This is a genomic window from Variovorax palleresanus, from assembly GCF_051144945.1.
Lineage (GTDB): Bacteria > Pseudomonadota > Gammaproteobacteria > Burkholderiales > Burkholderiaceae_C > Variovorax > Variovorax paradoxus_S.
Genome location: NZ_JBJNVP010000002.1, coordinates 1,211,937 through 1,231,053, shown reverse-complemented (window position 1 = coordinate 1,231,053; position 19,117 = coordinate 1,211,937). Strand labels below are relative to the sequence as shown.

The following is a 19,117-nucleotide window of genomic DNA, read 5'->3' as shown; positions in this document are numbered from 1 at the left end:
TCAGTGAGCTTGTTCGGCGGCGAGGTTGTCCAGCAGGTGGCGGAAGGCCTCCACCGCGAGCTGAATGTCGTCGTTGGTACTCGCTTCGAGCGGGTTGTGGCTGATGCCCGAGTTGATGCCGCGCACGAAGAGCATGGCCTGCGGCATCACTTCGTGCAGCTTCATCGCATCGTGGCCGGCGCCGCTGGGCATGCGGAAGAGCGGAATGCCCAGCGCATCGACAGCCTTTTCCCAGCGCTGCTGCCAGGCGGGCGCACTGGGCGCAGCGGCAGCGCGCATGGTCTCCTCGAGTTCGTAGCGCACGCCGCGGCGCTCGCAGATGGCCTTGAGTTCTTCGACCACGTCGGTGGCCAGCGCGTCGCGCTGCGCGTTGTTGGGTGCGCGCAGGTCGAGGCTGAACTTGCAGCGGCCCGGCACCACGTTGATCGAGCCGCTGGGCACTTCGAGCATGCCTACGGTGCCGACCGAGTCGCCGTCCTTCGCCGCCCGCTGTTCGGTGTACAGAATGAGTTCGGCCACCGCAGCGGCCGCGTCGCGGCGGCGGTCCATGGGCGTGGTGCCGGCGTGGCTGGCCATGCCGATCACTTCGCCCACGTAGCGCACGCTGCCGTTGATGGAGGTGACGATGCCCAGCGGCAGGTCGAGCTCGGTGAGCACCGGGCCCTGCTCGATGTGCACTTCGACAAAGCCGAGGTAGCGCGCCGGATCGCGCTGGATCTTCGGAATGTCTTCCTGCTTCAGGCCCGCTTGCTGCATGGCTTCGCGCATGGTGATGCCGTCGGCGTCCTTCTGGTCGAGCCAGCGCGGATCGAAGTGGCCGATGAGCGCGCCCGACCCGAGAAAGGTGGCCTTGTAGCGCTGGCCTTCTTCTTCGGCAAAACCCACCACCTCGAAAGCGAAGGGCAGGCGCTTGCCTTGGCGCTTGAGCTCGCGCACGCAGGCCATCGGCACGAAGATGCCCAGGCGGCCGTCGTACTTGCCGCCGTTGCGCACGGTGTCGTAGTGGGAGCCGGTGAGCAGTGCCTTTGCGCCGGGCGTGGCGCCCTCGTAGCGCCCGACGACGTTGCCGACCGCATCGATGTGCACCGAGTCGAAGCCGCATTGGCGCATCAGGCCGGAGATCTGCGCGGCGCAGGCGCGGTGCGCATCGGTCAGGTAGGTGACGGTGAGCTGGCCCTTTTCGGCATAGCCGGGATCGGTGTGAACGGAGAGTGCTTCCTGCCAGTCCCACACGTCGTTGCCGAGCGAGACGTTGGCACCGAACTTGTCGTCGAGCCGGATCTCGGCAATGCGATGGATGTTGCGCAGCGCCTCGCCGAGTTCGAAGGCGGGGTGGTTGAACAGCCGGCGCTCGAAGGTGTCGATGATCTCGCGCTTGGAAAGGCCGGTGCCGCGCGGGCCGCGCACCGCGAGGATGAACGGGAAGCCGAACTTCGCGTTGTAGTCGGCGTTGAGTTGCTGGATCTTCGCAAACTCCTCGGGCGTGCAGTCGGTCAGGCCGGCCTTGCTTTGCTCGTTGGTCGATTCGGCCGTGAGCGTCTTGCTGACCATGGCCTTGCCCGCGAGCTCGGGGTGGGCGCGAATCAGGCCGATCTGCTCGTTGGCCGACGACGCGGCCAGCGCCTGCACCAACGCATGCTTGAGGTGCGCGAGCGAGCGGAAGGGGCGTGCGGCCAGCGCGCGCTGGGCGATCCAGGGCGAGTGCTCGTAGATGCCGTCGAGCAGCGCGACGGCTTCGTCGGGCGCGGCTGCGTTCAGTTGTTCGATGGTGAGGCTCATGGTCAGCTTCCTTTGGTGGCCGCTTCGAACGGATGCATCTGCTTCCAGTGGCGCGCGATGTCCAGGCGCCGGCAGACCCACACGCCGTCGTGCTGGCCGATGTGATCGAGAAAGCGCTGCAGCGCGGTAATGCGGCCGGGCCGCCCGAGCAGCCGGCAGTGCATGCCGATGCTCATCATCTTGGGGCTGTTGTCGCCTTGCGGATCGCCTTCGGCATAGAGCGCGTCGAAGGTGTCTTTCATGTACTGGAAGAACGGGTCGGCGTGCGAATAGCCTTGCGGCAGTGCAAAGCGCATGTCGTTGCAGTCGAGCGTGTAGGGCACGATGAGCTGGGGCACCACCGTGCCGTCGGTCTTCTGCACCTTCATCCAGAAGGGCAGGTCGTCGCCGTAGTAGTCGCTGTCGTACTCGAAGCCGCCGTAGTCGGCCACGAGGCGGCGCGTGCGCGGGCTGTCGCGGCCGGTGTACCAGCCCAGGGCGCGTTCGCCGGTGAGCCTTTCGATGGCTTCCATGCCCAGGCGCATGTGCTCGCGCTCGGTGGCTTCGTCCAGGTTCTGGTAATGAATCCAGCGCCAGCCATGGCAGGCGATCTCGTGGCCCAGCTCCTTGAAGGCGGCGGTCAGCTCAGGGTAGCGCTGCAGGGCCATGCCCACGCCGAACACGGTGAGCGGCAGGCCGCGCTTTTCGAACTCGCGCAGGATGCGCCACACACCGGCGCGCGAGCCGTATTCGTAGATGCCTTCCATGCTGATGTGCCGGTCCGGAAAGCTGGCCGGGTTGAACATCTCGGAGAGGAATTGTTCGGAACCCGCGTCGCCGTGCAGCGTGGCGTTCTCGCCGCCCTCTTCGTAGTTGAGGACGAACTGCACCGCGATGCGCGCGCCGCCGGGCCATTGGGCGTGCGGCGGATTGCGGCCGTAGCCGACGAGGTCGCGCGGGTAGGGCTGGGTGGTGTCGTAGACGGTCATGGCGTGGATCAGGACAAGGCGAGCGAGATGTCGTTGGTCGGAACCTTGCGGTCGAACGTGAGGTTGGCCTCGACGTGTTCCAGGTGTTCGGTCATGAGGCGCACGGCGCGCTCTTCGTCGCGGGCGGCCAGCGCCTTCACGATGTCGGCGTGCTCGTCGTTGGAGTGCTCGGCCGCGCTGGTGCTCTGGTACATGAGCGTGATGAGGGCGCAGCGCGAGATCAACTCGCCGAGAATTTGCGCCAGCACCTGGTTGCCCATGAGTTCGGCCATGCGCACGTGGAAGTCGCCGAGCAGCTCTGTGCGGCCCGAGATGTCTTCGCCCGACACGGCCGATTTTTCGAGCGCCACATGCTCCTTGAGCGCCTTGATCTTCGCGGGCGTGACGGTGCGCACGAACTCGCGCGTCATCTCGGCCTCGAGCATGCGCCGCACTTTGAACACCTGCCTGGCCTCGTCGACCGCGGGCGCGGCCACGAAGGCGCCGCGCGCGGGCTCGAGGCGGATGAGCTTGTTCTGCGACAGCTGGAACAGCGCCTGGCGCACCAGCGTGCGCGACACACCGAAGTGGTCGGCCAGCTTTTGCTCAGCCAGCTTGGTGCCGGGCTGCAGCCGGTGCTCGACGATGGCCTTGGTCAGCGCGTCGACGATCGAACGTGTGGTGGAGGACTCCATGTTTTTCATGATAGACCCAAAGCCGGTAACTGTATACACTTTTGTCCACCGGAATTTCCCGCACGATTTTGTTTTGATGAAGGAGCGCCCCATGGGCCTGAGCACCCACGTACTCGACACGATGCACGGCGGCCCCGCGGCCGGCATGGAGGTGGCGCTTTACACCACCGAGGGCGACGCCGCCACGCTGGTGAAACGCTTCACGCTGAATTCAGACGGCCGCAGCGACGGGCCGCTCTACGACAACGACTCGCTCAAGGTCGGCACCTATCGGCTGGTGTTCGACGTGGCGGGTTATTTCAAGGCGCGCGGCGTGAAGCTGCCCGAGCCCAATTTCCTGAACAAGGTGTCGCTGGACTTCGGCGTGGCGCACACCGACCAGCATTACCACGTGCCGCTGCTCGTGAGTCCGTGGAGCTACTCCACCTACCGCGGCTCCTGAGGTCAGTCGCCTTGCAACTGGCCTTCGGTGAGCGTGTCGAGCTGGAAACGCCCGCTCTTGTCCCACAGCCAAGTGTCGGTCCACGTGACCGCACCAAGGCGTGTGGCGGCGGGGAAGGGCGAGGCCTTCAGCACGAAGCGCTCGATCTCGGCGATGACCTCGGGCGCGTGCTTGGGCGCGCGCATCCAATGCAGCGACAGCACCTTGCCGCTGGCATCGAGATGGACTTGCAGCGTGCCGACGGCATAGAGCATGGGCGGCAGCTGGCCGCTGTAGATGCGGGACTTGTTGGCCTCGTAGATGTGGCGCGCGGCGTCGCGGCGGTACTCGCGCGCGGTGGCCGCGTTCGATGCGCGCGGCACGGCGCCGAGAATGGCTGCCGGCCCGGCCGGTTCGGTCTTGACCTCGCTCAACTGGCCGGGAACGGCCTTGGGGCCGCCGCAGCCGGCGAGCCAGAGGGCGGAAGAAAGTGCGGTTATCGCCCATGCAAGGCGGCGCGGCGTAGGCTGACGTTTCATCATCGGGTTATACGTGAGTCTTGTGCAAACTAAGGTATCGGAAATGAACGGCTTTGTCGATCAGCTGGTGGCCCGTCTCGCGCAGGAAGACGCGGTGCTGGTGCGCGTCGAATCGACGCAGGGCTCGGCGCCGCGCGAGGCGGGCACCTGGATGGCCGTGTGGGCCGAAGGGCTCACGGGCACCATCGGCGGCGGCCAGCTCGAGTTCCAGGCCACGCAGGAAGCGCGCGAGCTGCTTGCCGGCCAGCGCGCCATCGACGGCATCCGGCGCTATCCGCTCGGCCCGAGCCTGGGCCAGTGCTGCGGCGGCGTGGTGTTTCTCTCTTATCGCCGCATCACGTCCGCCGATGCACCGGCGTTGCAGCGCGAATTGGTCGCGCAGCTCAAGCCGGTGGCGCTGTTCGGCGGCGGCCATGTGGGCGCGGCGCTGGCGCGGCTTCTGGCCAGCCTGCCGTTCACCGTGCGCTGGATCGACAGCCGCGACGGCGTGTTTCCAGATGCCCTGCCGGCGCAGATCGACACCGAGCATTCGGAGCCCGTACAGGATGCCGTGGCCGCACTCGCACCGGGCAGCCGGGTGCTGATCATGAGCTTCAGCCACGCCGAAGACCTGGACATCGTCATCGCCTGCCTGAAGCGCTTGCGCACGCACGACGACCTGCCGTACATCGGCCTGATCGGCAGCAAGACCAAATGGGCCACGTTCAGCCACCGGCTCGAGGCGCGCGGCTTCACGCCCGAAGAGCTGGCGCGCATCACCTGCCCCATCGGCGTGCCGGGCATCACGGGCAAGGAGCCTGAAGTGATCGCCGTCGCGGTGGCGGCACAGTTGTTGCAATCCCTGGGCTGAACAGGGTTTTCCCGGCGGCAACGCCCCAAAAAAGCATTCCGCCCCTTGCCAAAACTGTATACACTTTCGGTCCACAACAAGCCGCAGCGGAGCGAGGCCCATTCCATGGAGCCTGCGTTCGCGGCACTTTCTCTGCTTACAGCGCCCGCAGTGGTGAGCAGGCTGAAGAAACCCCTTGGCGGCGCCCCCACGCGCCGACGGGGTTGAGAAAGAGCACCACACATGGAAAGCTATTACCTCGACTGGGCCAACCTGCTGCTGCGCTGGGTCCACGTCATCACCGCCATTGCCTGGATCGGCGCCTCCTTCTACTTCGTGATGCTGGACAACAGTCTCGAAAAGCCGCAGGACCCCGAATCGCTCGACAAGGGCGTGGGCGGCGAGCAGTGGGCCGTGCACGGCGGCGGCTTCTACAACATGCAGAAGTACGCGCTGGCGCCCAAGAAGCTGCCGGACCACCTGCACTGGTCATATTGGGAGAGCTACAGCACCTGGCTCACGGGCTTTGCGCTCTTCACCATGTCGTACCTGTGGAACGCCAGCACGTACCTGATCGACAAGACCAAGATGGACTGGCAGCCCGGCGCCGCCATCGGCGTGGCGCTGGCTTTCTTCGTCGTGTTCTGGATGGTGTACGACGGCATCTGCCAGATCTTCGGCCGCCGCAAGAACGGCGACACCATCGTCGGCGTGCTGATCGCCGTCTTCATCGTGTTCGCGACCTGGCTTGCCTGCCAGTGGTTCGCGGGCCGCGCGGCCTTTCTGCTGGTGGGCGCCATGATGGCCACGACGATGAGCGGCAACGTGTTCTTCTGGATCATTCCGGGCCAGCGCAAGAACGTGCAGGCCCTGCGCGAAGGCCGGTCGGTCGATCCGGTGCACGGGCAGCGCGGCAAGCAGCGCAGCGTGCACAACACCTACTTCACGCTGCCGGTGCTGTTCGCGATGCTCAGCAACCACTACAGCTTTACCTACACGCACCAGTACAACTGGATCGTGCTGCTGCTGATCATGCTCGGCGGCGCGGCCATCCGTCAGTTCTTCGTGGTGCGGCACCGCTTCAAGCTCGGCAACGCGGGCAACCCGCTGCCCTATGCGCTGATCGGCATCGTGGTCCTGGGGCTCACCATCGTCTGGATGAAACCCGGACCGGTGGCCGCGCCCGCCGCCTCGGCGGCCGCACCGGCGGTGGCGTTCAAGGACGTGCAGAAGGTGCTCGAGCAGCGCTGCTTCATGTGCCATGGTGCGGCCGTGCAGATGAAGAACGTGCGCGTCGACACGCCCGACCAGGTGGCGGCGCATGCGCAGGCCATCTACCAGCAGGTGGTGGTGAGCAGGATCATGCCGATGAACAACTCGACCGGCATCACCGAAGAAGAGCGCGCACTGATCGGCCGGTGGTTCCAGGCCGGCGCCAAGACGAACTAGACGCAGGAATAGACCGCGATCAAGAGAGCGGGCCGCCGTTCGCCGCACAATCGCCGGATGGAGACAACGCAAGCCATGACCGCATCGACCTCGTCCATCGGGCCCGTGCCCGATCCGCGCGAAGCACCGCGCGCCTTTCTCGAGCACCTCTACCGCGTGGCGGTGGACCGCGCGCTGCCGCTGTCCACGCTGGGCGCCCACCTGCCGCCGCCGCCCAAGGGCCGCACGCTGGTGCTCGGCGCCGGCAAGGCCGGCGGCTCAATGGTGCAGGCGCTCGAAGCCCTCTGGCCGGCCGACGCGCCGCTGTCGGGCCTGGTCGTCACGCGCTACGACCACATTCCGGCTCGGCCCGAAGGCGTGCCGCAGCGCATCGAACTCGTCGAAGCCGCGCATCCGGTGCCCGATGCGGCTGGGCAGCAGGCCGCCGAGCGCATCCTCGCGTTGGCCCAGGGGCTGACGGCCGACGACCTCGTGCTGTGCCTGATCTCGGGCGGCGGCTCGTCGCTGCTGGTCTTGCCCGCCGAAGGCCTCACGCTGGCCGACAAGCAGCGCATCAACAAGCAGCTGCTCGACAGCGGTGCCGGCATCGGCGAGATGAACTGCGTGCGCAAGCACCTGTCGCGTATCAAGGGGGGCAGGCTGGCCGCGGCCTGCGCGCCGGCGCGCGTGGTGACGCTCACCATCAGCGACGTGCCGGGCGACGACGCGGCCGTTATTGCGAGCGGCCCCACGGTGCCGGATGCGACCACCTGCGCCGATGCACTCGCCATTCTTGACCGCTACGGCATCGAGGTGCCGGCGCCGGTGCGCGCGCAACTCGAAAGCGGCGCGCTCGAAACCCCGAAGCCGGGCGACGCCGTGTTCAAGGGCCATGAAGTCCACATGATCGCCACGCCGCAGCAATCACTAGAAGCAGCGGCAAGGGTGGCACGCGAGGCCGGCATCGAAGCGCACATCCTCAGCGACGAGATCGAAGGCGAATCGCGCGAAGTCGGCAAGGTGCATGCCGCATTGGCACGCGCCGTGTCGCACCGCGGCCAGCCATTTGCGCGGCCCTGCGTCATTCTTTCGGGCGGCGAAACCACCGTCACCATCCGCCCGCGCCAGCCCGGCCAGGCCAAGGGCCGCGGCGGCCGGGCCGGCGAGCTTTGCATGGGGCTGGCCGGCGCACTGATGGGCCAGCCGCAGGTGTGGGCGCTGGCCGCCGACACCGACGGCATCGACGGCGTGGAAGACAACGCTGGCGCCTTCGTAACGCCCGACACGCTGGCGCGCGCTGCCGCGGCCGGCAGGAAGCTGTCGGACCACCTCGACCGCAACGACGCGTATGGCTATTTCGACGCCATCGGCGACCTGTTCGTGACCGGGCCCACGAACACCAACGTCAACGACTTTCGCGCGCTCCTGATCCTGTAGCGACGGGAGGGGGGCCGGTTCCCCGGCTCCGGCGGGCTTTGTGAAGTCGGGTTAACCTATGCACCCGGCGGCGGCAAATTGCCGCCGCTGTCGCAAGGCGCACCTTTCGGGGTGCCGCGCCGCGCATCCAGATTTCCCCCTTTTTCACCATCATCCAGTCCTCGAAGGAAAAGTTCGCCATGACCGCCACCTACACCGACACCCGCCTGCTGATCGACAACGAATGGGTCGACGCCACCGGCGGCAAGACGCTGGACGTCGTGAACCCGGCCACCGGCAAGGCCATCGGCAAGGTGGCGCATGCCAGCATCGCCGACCTCGATCGCGCCCTGGCCGCCGCCCAGCGCGGCTTTGAAAAGTGGCGCAACACCCCCGCCAACGAGCGCGCCGCCGTGATGCGCCGCGCCGCCGGCCTGATCCGCGAACGCGCCCCGGAAATCGCCAAGCTGCTCACGCAGGAACAAGGCAAGCCGCTGGCCGAAGCCAAGGGCGAAACGCTGGCCGCGGCCGACATCATCGAATGGTTCGCCGACGAAGGCCGCCGCGTCTACGGCCGCATCGTCCCCTCGCGCAACCTGGCCGCGCAGCAACTGGTGATCAAGGAGCCGCTGGGCCCCGTCGCCGCGTTCACGCCGTGGAACTTCCCCATCAACCAGATCGTGCGCAAGCTCGGCGCGGCGCTGGCCACCGGCTGCTCGTTCCTGGTGAAGGCGCCCGAAGAAACCCCGGCATCCCCCGCCGCGCTGCTGCAGGCTTTCGTCGATGCCGGCATTCCGCCCGGCACCGTGGGCCTGGTGTTCGGCAACCCGGCCGAGATTTCGAACTACCTGATCTCGCACCCGATCATCCGCAAGGTCACCTTCACGGGCTCCACACCGGTCGGCAAGCAACTGGCTGCGCTGGCCGGCTCGCACATGAAGCGCGTCACCATGGAGCTGGGCGGCCACGCACCGGTCATCGTGGCCGAAGACGCCGACGTGGCGCTGGCCGTGAAGGCTGCGGGCGCCGCCAAGTTCCGCAACGCGGGCCAGGTCTGCATCTCGCCCACCCGCTTCCTGGTGCACAACAGCCTGCGCGAGGAGTTCGCGCGCACGCTGGTCAAGTACACCGAAGGCCTGAAGCTCGGCGACGGCCTGGCCGAAGGCACGACCCTCGGCCCGCTCGCCAATGCGCGCCGCCTCACGGCCATGGCCCACGTGCTGGACGATGCGCGCAAGAAGGGCGCCACCGTGGCCGCCGGCGGCGAGCGTATCGGCGACACGGGCAATTTCTTCGCGCCCACGGTGCTGACCGACGTGCCGCTCGATGCCGACGTGTTCAACAACGAGCCCTTCGGCCCCATCGCGGCGATCCGCGGCTTCGACACGCTCGAAGAAGCCATCGCCGAAGCCAACCGCCTGCCGTTCGGCCTGGCAGGCTACGCTTTCACCAAGTCGATCAAGAACGCGCACCTGTTGAGCCAGAAACTCGAACTCGGCATGCTGTGGATCAACCAGCCCGCCGCACCCTCGCCGGAAATGCCGTTCGGCGGCGTGAAGGATTCGGGCTACGGCTCCGAAGGCGGCCCCGAGGCGCTCGAGGCTTACCTGAACACCAAGGCTGTTTCGATCATGAGCGTCTGAGCGGCTCGTTCAGTCCGCTTGGTTTCTGGAAAGGCGGCATCGCTTCGGCGGTGCCGCTTTTTTTATGCCGTTGTTCAGGGCGGCGCTCCCGCCGACGGGGTACCTTTCTCCGCGAATGTCCCCCGGCCTGCGGCCTCCTCCTTTATTTCGCTGCGCAAGGCACCCCATCGACGGGATCGTTGCTCGGGGCGGTGTTTGATCGAGCGGAATAAGCACAGCGCCCAGTGGGCACAGGGCGCCGGGTGCTCCCCGCAGCGAAATAAAGGAGGAGCCGAAGGCGGGGGACATTCGCGGAGGGGAGTACCCGGTGGCCTGTGCACGCGCCCTGAACAAAAGACCCCTGAACAAAAGGAACAAGAACACTCGCTCGTCACTGCCACCCATACCGCCGCGCATACCAGCCCTTGACCGTTTGCGTCAGAGCGGCATAACCGGCCAGCATCGCCGCCAGCCACGGAAAGTAGGCCAGCGGAAGCGCCTGCAGCCGGAAGTAGTGCGCGAGCCGCCCCATCGGCAGCCAGATACCGGCCACGGCAATGGCAGCGCCCATCGCCAGCAGAGGCCAGGCCGCGCGGCTCTGCAGGAACGGGATCTTTCGCGTGCGGATCAGGTGCACGATCAGCGTCTGCGACAGCAGGCCTTCGATGAACCAGCCCGACTGGAACAAGGTCTGGTTCGCCACCGTGTTGGCTGAGAACGCGAACCACATCACGGCGTAGGTCATGATGTCGAACACCGAACTCAGCGGCCCGAAGAACACCATGAAGCGGCCCAGGTCGGCCGGGTTCCAGCTCTGCGGCTTGCGCAGGAACTCCGGGTCGACGTTGTCGAACGGAATCGCGATCTGCGACACGTCGTACAGCAGGTTCTGCACCAGCAGGTGCAGCGGCAACATCGGAAGAAAGGGCAGGAACGCGCTCGCCACCAGCACCGAGAACACGTTGCCGAAGTTCGAGCTCGCCGTGAGCTTGATGTACTTCAGCATGTTGGCGAACGTGCGACGGCCCTCGACCACGCCTTGCTCCAGCACCATCAGGCTCTTCTCCAGCAGGATGATGTCGGCCGACTCCTTGGCCACGTCCACCGCGCCGTCCACCGAGATGCCGATGTCCGCGGCGCGCAGCGCCGGTGCATCGTTGATGCCGTCGCCCATGAAGCCCACCACGTGCCCGTTGGCATGCAGCGCGTGCACGATGCGTTCCTTGTGCGCGGGCGTGAGCTTGGCGAACACCTGGTGTCGCTCGACCAGCGCGCGCAGTTCGTCATCGCGCAGGTCCTCGATCTCGCGGCCGAGCACGATATGGCCGGCTTCGATGCCCACGTCGCCGCAGACCTTGCGCGTGACCAGTTCGTTGTCGCCCGTCAGCACCTTCACCGCCACGCCGTGGTCAGCCAGCGCGCGCAACGCGGGGGCGGTGGATTCCTTCGGCGGATCGAGAAACGCCACGTACCCCAGCAGCGTGAGCCCTGATTCGTCGGCCACGCCGTAGGCGGGCTTGCGCGCTTCCGCCTTCAGCGCCTGGCTGGCCACCGCCACCACGCGCAGCCCCTGCGCGTTCAGCTCCGACGCCACGCGATGGATGCGCGCGAGCAGCTCGGCATCGAGCGCCAGCACCTCGGCGCCTCGCTCGACGAAAGTGCATACCGACAGGATCTCTTCCAGCGCACCCTTGCAGATCAGCAGGTGCTCGCTGCCGCCGTTCTCCACCACCACCGACATGCGGCGGCGAGAAAAGTCGAAGGGCACTTCATCGATCTTGCGCCAGGCCGTCTGCAGCGGCGTCCCGGGCTGCATCTCGGCGTGATTCAGCACGGCCTTGTCCAGAAGATTCTTCAGGCCCGTCTGGTGAAAGCTGTTCAGGTAGGCGAGCTGCAGCACGTGGTCCGACACTTCACCCCACGCGTTGGTGTGGCGCTCCAGCACGATGCGGTCCTGCGTCAGCGTGCCGGTCTTGTCGGTGCACAGCACGTCCATGGCGCCGAAGTTGTGAATGGCCTCGAGCCGCTTCACGATCACCTTCCGGCGCGACATCACCACTGCGCCCTTGGCGAGCGTCGCGGTCACGATCATCGGCAGCATCTCGGGCGTGAGGCCGACCGCGATCGACAGCGCGAACAGCGCCGCCTCCCACCAGTCGCCCTTGGCCACGCCGTTGATCACCAGCACCAGCGGCGCCATCACCAGCATGAAGCGGATCAGCACCCAGCTCACGCGGTTGATGCCGGCCTGGAACGCGCTGGTGCCGTTGTCGGCGGCCGTCACGCGCTGCGCGAGAGCACCGAAGAAGGTGCGGTCTCCGGTGTGCACGATGAGCGCGGTGGCGGTGCCGCTGATCACGTTGGTGCCCATGAAAAGCAGGTTCTCGCGCTCGAGGACACCGGCTTCAGGGCCGCCGCGGTCGATGGAGAACTTCTCCACGGGCATGGCTTCGCCGGTGAGGGCGGACTGGCTGATGAACAGATCCTTGGCACCCAGCAGGCGGCAGTCGGCCGGGATCATGTCGCCGGCCGAGAGCGCGATCACGTCGCCCGGCACCAGGTCGCGCATCGGTACTTCGACACGCCGCGCGCCCGCGGCTGCGTCGGGCTCGGGCCGCAGCACGGTAGCGGTGTTGCTCACCATCGCCTTGAGCCGCTCGGCTGCCTTGTTGGAGCGCGACTCCTGAAGAAAGCGCAGCACGGTCGACAGCACCACCATGCTGCCGATCACGAGTGTGGCCTTCATGTCCTCGGTCACGTACGAGGTCAGCGCCAGCACGGTCAGCAGCAGGTTGAACGGATTGCGGTAGCACTGCCACAGATGCGTCCACCACGGCAGCGGCTGCTCGTGGCGCACCTCGTTGCTGCCGAGGCGCTTGCGCAGCACCTGTGCCTGGGTTTCGCCAAGGCCCTGCGGCGAACTGTCGAGCCTTGAGAGCAGCTCGCCGGCATTGGTGTGGGATGCGGCGGCCAGTGCCTTGGCGATATCGGCCGGCATGGCGGCCGAGGCCACGCCCACCGGCTTGGAGCCCAGCAGCGTCTGCCAGCGCTCGAAATGATGCAGCATGCGGCGGCTGCGCAGAAAGCTCTCGAAAAAGGACTTCAGGACGTTCTTCACTTTTTTTCCTTCGCGGCGCGGGCCGCGAAGGGAAGAACCTCCCGCCTCCATCAATCAGGCGTGGGAATCCCCTTGCGGCGCAGTGCGCTGCATTTCGTTGTTATCGATCGGTCGGAACATGGGCGGCGCGCAGGGGCGCCAATGAGAAGCGGGTTCCATGAGGCCTCCTTGTTTCTTGGTTGCCTAGCGGTGCGGGGTGGGGCGACGCGTCAGCGTTGCGTGGTGCGGGAGGGTTGCTCGAGCAGCAGGAAGAAGCTGCGGATGCGCCGCGTGGTCCAGAGCGCGGCCGCGCGGTCCAGCATCTCGTTCTCGACGTCTTGCTTGGTGGCCGCGGCGCGCGCGGGCACGTGCGCCGACGGGCGAACGGATTCCTGCACCGGCTGCTGCTGTTGCTGCTGCTGACGAGATTGGATTTGACGCATGGCAAGGCTCCTTCGCGATGAAGGGCCTCGTGCACGGACACACGCAAGCTGACTGAATAAGTCAGTGACGGAGAACGACGGGATTCGGGAGGGGAGAACCGCTTTGCCTGAATGGCGAACGGGTCACGCTGCGTGCACGGCGGCCGCAGCGCAAAAGAGCCTGCGCTAGAGGGCCGGGTGTGTCACGCCTGCCGAGGCACGCGTCTTGTCACTGATCCAACTGGCACTGTCCACGCACGGGGCTCCGAAGTAAAGATGCAGGATTGTTGCACTGCGTCATGAGGGCCGTCAACCCTTTGGCTCGGCATTGCGCAGGGCTTTGGCGCGGTGCTCAACAAGACACCTCGCGATGGGCCGCGAAGCTCAGTAGCACTGGAACAGAACGCCAGATTCCGCAGGTGCCTTGCCGAGCCAGCGCGGCGTTGCGCGCTTGGCGCTGCAATAGTCGGCGGCCTGGGTGTAGCTGGGGGCACGCAAGGCCCCATCGCGGAACGGCACCACCTCGTTGGGGGGTGACGAGCAGCCGGTGGCAAGCAGGGCAAGGGGAAGAAGAGTGCGCCAGTTCATCGGTTCATTCTAAGACCGGGGCCTATTCGCAGAGCGCACGAATGGATGGCGGAATCGGCACCGCGCGGATGCCGCCGCCCTCGCGCTTCGCGGCAAAGATGCGCACCTCTTCGCATTCGAGGATCAGATCCTCGCCGCGCGCCACGCGGTAGGTCTGCACGAAGCTCTTGTCGCGCCACTCGGTGATGCGCACCGCAATCTGCAGCGTGTCGCCGTAGCTCGCGGCCTTGACGAAGCGCGTGTGCGTGTCGACCAGCGGCGTGCCGATGACGCCCAGCATCTGCGCCGTTTCTTCCCAGCGCGGCACGCCGCATTCTGCGAAGAAGTGGCGCGAGGCCGCATCGATCCAGCGAAAGAAGTTGGGAAACCAGACGATGCCGGCGGGGTCGCAGTCGCCGAACTCGACGCGTGCGGTGTAGATGATTTCCTTGCTGCTGCTCATGGGCTCATTTTCGTCGGCAATCGGTGCGCGAAGCGCGCGCTCAGTCCGCACTGATCTTGCGGTCGCGGATCACCGCACCGAAGCGCTGCGAATCGGCCGCGGCGCGCTGGTGGAACTCGGCCGGCGAGCCCGGCACCGCTTCGCCGCCGAGCGAGGCGATGCGCTCCTTCACGGCCGGCAGCGCAAGCGCGCGGTTGATCTGCGCATTCAGCTGCGCCACGACTTCCGGCGGCGTGCCCGCGGGCGCGTAGAAGCCGAACACGGTGTCGGCATCGAAGCCGCGCAAACCCGCTTCGTCGAGCGTGGGCACGTCCGGGAACTGAGGCGAGCGACGCGGACTTCCCACCGCCAGCAGCCGGAGCTTGCCGGCACGCACCTGCTGCAGGCCGATGCCGGGATCGAAGGCGTAGTCGATCTGGCCCGCCAGAAGGTCTTGAAGCGCGGGCGCGGCGCCGCGGTAGGGCACGTGCAGCGCGAAGACGCCAGCCTGGCTCTTGAACATTTCGCCTGCCAGGTGCGGCGAGCTGCCGTTGCCCGGCGAGCCGTACGAGAGCTTGCCCGGATTGGCCTTGAGGTAGGCGATGAACTCGCGCACGTTGGTGGGCGGCAGCGAGGGCTTGGTCACCAGGAACACCAGCACGCGCGCGGCCGCCGCCACGGGCACCAGATCCTTCGACGGGTCGAAGCTCATGCGCGCATACAGGTGCGGATTCACCGACACCATGCCGCCCGAACTCATGAGCAGCGTGTAGCCGTCGGCCGGCGCGCGCGCGGCCGCCTCGCCGCCGACGTTGCCGTTGGCGCCGGCGCGGTTTTCGATCACCACCGGTTGCTTGAGCGCCTCCTGCAGCGGCTGCGAGACTGCGCGCGCGATCTGGTCCGCGGCGCCGCCGGGCGGGAAGTTGACGATCACCTTGATCGGCTTGGAGGGCCAGGTGTCGGCATGGGTCTGTGCGTGCGTGCAGGCCAGCAGCGCGCAGGCGGCGGTGAACAGCAGGCGTCGTCGCCAGGGAAGGGCGTGGTGGGGCATGGGGTCGTGTCTCCTTGGTTGTTATGAATTCAGGATAGGGTGGTGGTGGGCGGCCGCTTCATCCAGCGTATCGGCTGAGCCTGCACCGGCCGCGGCGCGGCGCCGTGACTCACCAGCGCGGCATCGAGCGCCTTGCCGCCTTCGTCCGCCAGGGCCGCTTCGCGCGCCGCGGCAATCGCGTCGGCGCGCGTGGGCGCCGGCAGGGCCGCGCCGCCCGCGAGCTCGTCGATCATGTGCAGCAGGTTGTGCTTGCCGCGTTCGTTGGTGCTGCCGTAGCCCTTGATGAGCCGCCCGCACAGCGCCAACTCGCGGCCCAGCGTCCAGGCTTCGCGCGTGCCGCTCTCCACAGCCGCGAGCCAGCGTTCGATCAACGCCTGCTCCTCGGCAAAGCGCTGGCCGCGGCGGCGCAGCCATTTGAATGAAGACAGGAGCCGCAGCGACGCCATGCCGAACACCGAGTGGCTGCCCACCTTGAGCGGCAGCGCCCAGGGCTCCCTGCCTCCTGCCTGGCGCCGCCGGTCCCAGGCCTGCACGCGGCGTGCCAAGGCTGGCGGCAGCAGCGCGGCGAACTCGGCGGTGCCGGGCTTGAAGTGGTCGTAGACCTTCACGATGTCTTCGTCGGCCGCGCGCACCTCGTGCCGCACGCGTTGCGCACGACTGGCGCGGCCCTTGAGCGCGGCCACGCGCACGATGTCGTCGAAGGCCATCCACAGCGCGAGCCAGCGCGCGGTCTCGCGGGTGACGGCAAAGCCTTGTGCGCCTGCGGGATCGGCGGCGCGCTCGGCATCGAGCACCTTGGCCAGCCGCACGGCATAAAGCTCGGCGTAAGCGGCGTCCTGGTAGTCGAGCACGCGCGCATGGCCGAGCGCGAGCATGTCGTGCACGGCGGGCGGAAAGCGCCGCGCCAGGTCATCGGGCAGGGCGCGCGGCGGTGGCGGCGCATCGCTGGTGTCGCCGGCCATCACGCTGCTCACGAAGGCGGCCTGTGCGCGCGGCGCGTTCACCGCATCGAAGGCGGCGGCAAATCCGCGCAGGCTCGCGGCCGCTATCTTGCCCAGCTTTTGCGGCGCGCTCGCGTCGCCGCCGCGCACCACGTGCTCGTAGGCGGCGCGCGGGAACGGAAACAGGCCGCTGCCCGCAATGGCGCCGAGCATCACGGCGCTGACCACCGTGCCGGCCTCGCGCGCTACGGCGTTCATGTCGAACACATGGTGTTCGCGGCTGAAGGCCTTGACCACGTCGAGCAGTTGCTGCGCATCGGCGCGGCCGTCGCCGGGCTGCATGCGCTCGGCCGTGGTGAAGATGCGCGCCGACGAGCTGATGACCAGCGTGCGCATCGGCGCGCTCATGCCGTTGCCGATCTGCCGCGCGGTCTCGAGCAGCTCCGACGACACGATGGCGTCCAGCGCGCCAGGCACCGGGCTCAGGCTGAATACCGGACGCCTGCCGTCGAGCTGGGCGAGCGGCACCGGGAACACTTCGATGTAGTAGGTGGTGGCGCCGGTGCGCTGCGCCACGCCGGGAATCGACGTGCTCTGCGCGGCATAGCCGGCATGGCGGGCGATGTCGACCAGCCATTCGGTGAGCACGCCGCCGCCTTCGCCGCCAAGGGCGCAGACGAGGAGGGTGAGGGGACGGTTGCGTTCCATGTCGTCGCCCTTCATGCGGGTTGCAGGGCTCGCACGAACGCGCCGCGCAACGAATGCAGCAGGCGCTCGTGCCACTTCGGGTTCTGCACCACCTCGGCGCGATAGAAGCTCGGGCACAGCGTGGCCGCGTGCGCGTTCTCGCCGCACAGGCCGCAGCCCACGCAGCCGTCGATCACCGTGGCCACGGGATCGACCTTGAGCGGATCGGGGTTGTCCTTGAGCGTGAGCGTGGGGCAGCCCGAGAGGCGGATGCAGGCGTGGTCGCCGTTGCACACGTCTTCGTCCACTCCGTACTTCACGCGCACCACGCGCTCGCCTTTCTTCAAGAGGCTTGCAATCCAGGGCTTGATGCGGCGCTGGCGCTCGAGCTGGCATTCGCCTTCGGCAATCACCACCTTCAGGCCGTTGAAGTCGCTGGTGAGCGCTTCGGTCAGGGTCTTGCGCATGCGCTCCACGTCGTAGGTGGTCACGGTGCGCATCCATTTCACGCCCAGGCCGGTGAGCGTGGCCTCGATGGTCTGGTTCTTGTCGACCAGGCTCTGCTGCTTGTCGACGGCGCGCTCCTTCGTTTCGTCGTCGGGCGTCGAGATGATGTCCTGCGTGCCGGTGGCCGAGGTGTAGCCGTTCTTGAAGATCAGCAGCACCGCGTCGTCGTCGTTGAAGAGCGCGCTCTGCACGCCCGTGAGCAGGCCGTTGTGCCAGAAGCCGCCGTCGCCCATGATCGACAGCGTGCGGCGGTTCATCATCGGCGCCACGCCCGCGCGGCTTGCCAGGCTCATGCCGTAGCCGAGGATCGAGTGGCCCATCGAAAAGGGCTCGAAGGTGCCGAAGGCATGGCAGCCGATGTCGGCCGCGATGTGCACCGACCCGGTCTCCTGCTGCGCGAGCTTCAGCGCCGAGAACACCGGCCGTTCGGGGCAACCGATGCAGAAGCTCGGCGGCCGGTTGGGCAAGGGCACGGAGAGCTGGCGCGCCACCGCCTCGCGGCGTTCGCGGTTGCCGGCCAGCCAGGCCTTCGCGGACGACAAGGCTTCGCCGGCCTCGATGTACTTTGCCGCGAACGTGCCGATGCCGCCCGAGAGAACCTCGACGCCGTATTCGCCGGCTGCAGGCAGCATGTCCTTGCCGTGCAGCGGCGTCTGGATGTCGCGCCGGCGCAGCAGGGTGGCAATGTCCTGCTCGATGTATTCGGGCTGGCCTTCTTCCACCACCAGCACCGCGCGCTTGCCCACGCAGAAGGCGGCCACCTGTTCGGGCACCAGCGGGTAGGTCACGTTCAGCACCAGGATCGGAATGTCCGTTTCGCCGAACGCATCGGCGAGGCCCTGCTGCTGCAGGCTGCGGACGAGCGCGTTGTAGAGCCCGCCCTGCACCACGATGCCGAGGTCGGCATGGCTGCCGCCCGGGATCAACTCGTTGAGCCCGTGTTCGACGATGTAGCGCCGCGCCGCCGGAATGCGTTCGTCGCCCTTGAGTTTTTCGTGGCGAAAGGTGACGGGCGGATGCGCGAGCCGCATGTAGTCGAAGCCCGCGGGCTCGCTCATCAAGGCGCGGGTCGACACCGCGGGCGCGATGTTGTCCTTGCACTCGAAGCTGCCGCGCACGTGACAGGTGCGGATGCGCAGCTCCATGAGGCAGGGCATGTTCGAAGCCTCCGAGAGCCGAAAGCCGTGTTCGACCATGCGCACCATCACGCCCAGGTCGGGCCGCGGATCGAGCAGGCACATGCTCGACTTGAGCGCATAGGCATGCGTGCGCTCCTGGATCACGCTGGCGCCTTCGCCGTAGTCCTCGCCCACCACCACCAGCACGCCGCCGGTGACACCGGGCGACGACAGGTTGGAGAGCGCATCGGCCGCTACGTTGGTGCCGACGATTGACTTCCAGGTGACCGCGCCGCGCAGCGGATAGTGAATGGACGCGCCGAGCATCGCCGCGGCCGAGGCCTCGTTGGAGCAGGCTTCCACGTGCACGCCGAGTTCGTCCATGTAGGCCTTGCCCTGGACCATCACGTCGAGCAGGTGCGACACCGGCGCGCCCTGGTAGCCGCCCACATAGGCCACGCCGGATTGCAACAGGCCCTTGGTGATGGCGAGGATGCCCTCGCCGTGGAAGGTGTCGCCGGCGCCGAGGCGCAGCAACTCGACTTCCTTGCTGAATGAAACTTCCATCGTGTCTCTTTTCTTTTGGGGGTTGCGCAGTGTGGTCGCCGC

The 19,117-nt window shown here is 67.2% G+C and carries 16 protein-coding genes; 5 read left to right on the top strand and 11 right to left on the bottom strand.

Going from position 1 to position 19,117, the window contains the following annotated elements; translation table 11 throughout:
- Genes uraD through ACJ7Z0_RS09430 form a run of 3 tightly spaced genes read right to left on the bottom strand, consistent with a single transcriptional unit; the run spans window position 1 to window position 3,430 of the window.
- Window positions 1-1,779, bottom strand: a complete 1,779-nt coding sequence (uraD, locus tag ACJ7Z0_RS09440) for a 2-oxo-4-hydroxy-4-carboxy-5-ureidoimidazoline decarboxylase (RefSeq protein WP_434789635.1) — start codon at window positions 1,777-1,779, stop codon at window positions 1-3.
- A gap of 2 nt (window positions 1,780-1,781) precedes the next feature.
- Window positions 1,782-2,747 (bottom strand): allantoinase PuuE, encoded by a 966-nt coding sequence (gene puuE / locus ACJ7Z0_RS09435; protein WP_434789634.1) that lies wholly within the window; start codon window positions 2,745-2,747, stop codon window positions 1,782-1,784.
- 8 nt (window positions 2,748-2,755) lie between these two features.
- On the bottom strand, window positions 2,756-3,430 hold the full coding sequence (locus ACJ7Z0_RS09430) for a GntR family transcriptional regulator (protein WP_157615081.1): 675 nt from the start codon (window positions 3,428-3,430) through the stop codon (window positions 2,756-2,758).
- 82 nt (window positions 3,431-3,512) lie between these two features.
- Between ACJ7Z0_RS09430 and uraH the strand changes: the two genes are divergently transcribed.
- The gene (gene uraH, locus ACJ7Z0_RS09425) at window positions 3,513-3,863 is read left to right on the top strand and encodes a hydroxyisourate hydrolase (protein ID WP_434789633.1); all 351 of its coding nucleotides are present in this window, start codon (window positions 3,513-3,515) and stop codon (window positions 3,861-3,863) included.
- Window positions 3,864-3,865: 2 nt separating this feature from the next.
- Here the strand turns inward: uraH and ACJ7Z0_RS09420 are convergent, their stop codons facing one another.
- Window positions 3,866-4,381 (bottom strand): hypothetical protein, encoded by a 516-nt coding sequence (locus tag ACJ7Z0_RS09420; RefSeq protein WP_434789632.1) that lies wholly within the window; start codon window positions 4,379-4,381, stop codon window positions 3,866-3,868.
- 43 nt (window positions 4,382-4,424) lie between these two features.
- Between ACJ7Z0_RS09420 and xdhC the strand changes: the two genes are divergently transcribed.
- The 4 genes from xdhC to ACJ7Z0_RS09400 all read left to right on the top strand — a co-directional run bounded on the left by xdhC (window position 4,425) and on the right by ACJ7Z0_RS09400 (window position 9,697).
- Window positions 4,425-5,231, top strand: a complete 807-nt coding sequence (xdhC, locus tag ACJ7Z0_RS09415; protein WP_434789631.1) for a xanthine dehydrogenase accessory protein XdhC — start codon at window positions 4,425-4,427, stop codon at window positions 5,229-5,231.
- A 222-nt stretch (window positions 5,232-5,453) separates the two neighbouring features.
- Window positions 5,454-6,659, top strand: coding sequence for a urate hydroxylase PuuD (locus tag ACJ7Z0_RS09410; RefSeq protein WP_434789630.1), 1,206 nt, complete (start codon window positions 5,454-5,456; stop codon window positions 6,657-6,659).
- A gap of 75 nt (window positions 6,660-6,734) precedes the next feature.
- A complete protein-coding gene (locus tag ACJ7Z0_RS09405; RefSeq protein WP_434789629.1) occupies window positions 6,735-8,075 on the top strand; it encodes a glycerate kinase type-2 family protein in 1,341 nt (446 codons plus the stop codon).
- A 179-nt stretch (window positions 8,076-8,254) separates the two neighbouring features.
- Window positions 8,255-9,697 (top strand): NAD-dependent succinate-semialdehyde dehydrogenase, encoded by a 1,443-nt coding sequence (locus ACJ7Z0_RS09400; protein ID WP_307573501.1) that lies wholly within the window; start codon window positions 8,255-8,257, stop codon window positions 9,695-9,697.
- Between the two features lie 370 nt (window positions 9,698-10,067).
- Here ACJ7Z0_RS09400 and mgtA read toward each other — a convergent pair whose 3' ends face one another.
- The 7 genes from mgtA to ACJ7Z0_RS09365 all read right to left on the bottom strand — a co-directional run bounded on the left by mgtA (window position 10,068) and on the right by ACJ7Z0_RS09365 (window position 19,075).
- Window positions 10,068-12,794, bottom strand: coding sequence for a magnesium-translocating P-type ATPase (mgtA, locus tag ACJ7Z0_RS09395; protein ID WP_434789628.1), 2,727 nt, complete (start codon window positions 12,792-12,794; stop codon window positions 10,068-10,070).
- A gap of 209 nt (window positions 12,795-13,003) precedes the next feature.
- Window positions 13,004-13,216 (bottom strand): hypothetical protein, encoded by a 213-nt coding sequence (locus ACJ7Z0_RS09390; RefSeq protein WP_434789627.1) that lies wholly within the window; start codon window positions 13,214-13,216, stop codon window positions 13,004-13,006.
- A gap of 363 nt (window positions 13,217-13,579) precedes the next feature.
- Window positions 13,580-13,783 (bottom strand): hypothetical protein, encoded by a 204-nt coding sequence (locus ACJ7Z0_RS09385; protein ID WP_434789626.1) that lies wholly within the window; start codon window positions 13,781-13,783, stop codon window positions 13,580-13,582.
- A 22-nt stretch (window positions 13,784-13,805) separates the two neighbouring features.
- Window positions 13,806-14,225, bottom strand: a complete 420-nt coding sequence (locus tag ACJ7Z0_RS09380; protein ID WP_434789625.1) for an acyl-CoA thioesterase — start codon at window positions 14,223-14,225, stop codon at window positions 13,806-13,808.
- A gap of 40 nt (window positions 14,226-14,265) precedes the next feature.
- Window positions 14,266-15,255: a Bug family tripartite tricarboxylate transporter substrate binding protein gene (locus tag ACJ7Z0_RS09375; RefSeq protein ID WP_434789624.1), complete on the bottom strand. Its 990-nt coding sequence runs from the start codon at window positions 15,253-15,255 to the stop codon at window positions 14,266-14,268.
- Between the two features lie 29 nt (window positions 15,256-15,284).
- Entirely contained in the window at window positions 15,285-16,904 is a 1,620-nt protein-coding gene (locus ACJ7Z0_RS09370; protein ID WP_434792637.1) for an indolepyruvate oxidoreductase subunit beta family protein, read from the bottom strand.
- Between the two features lie 11 nt (window positions 16,905-16,915).
- Window positions 16,916-19,075 carry a thiamine pyrophosphate-dependent enzyme gene (locus ACJ7Z0_RS09365; protein ID WP_434789623.1) on the bottom strand — a complete coding sequence of 720 codons (2,160 nt, stop codon included), beginning with the start codon at window positions 19,073-19,075 and terminating at the stop codon, window positions 16,916-16,918.
- Window positions 19,076-19,117: the final 42 nt, after the last annotated feature.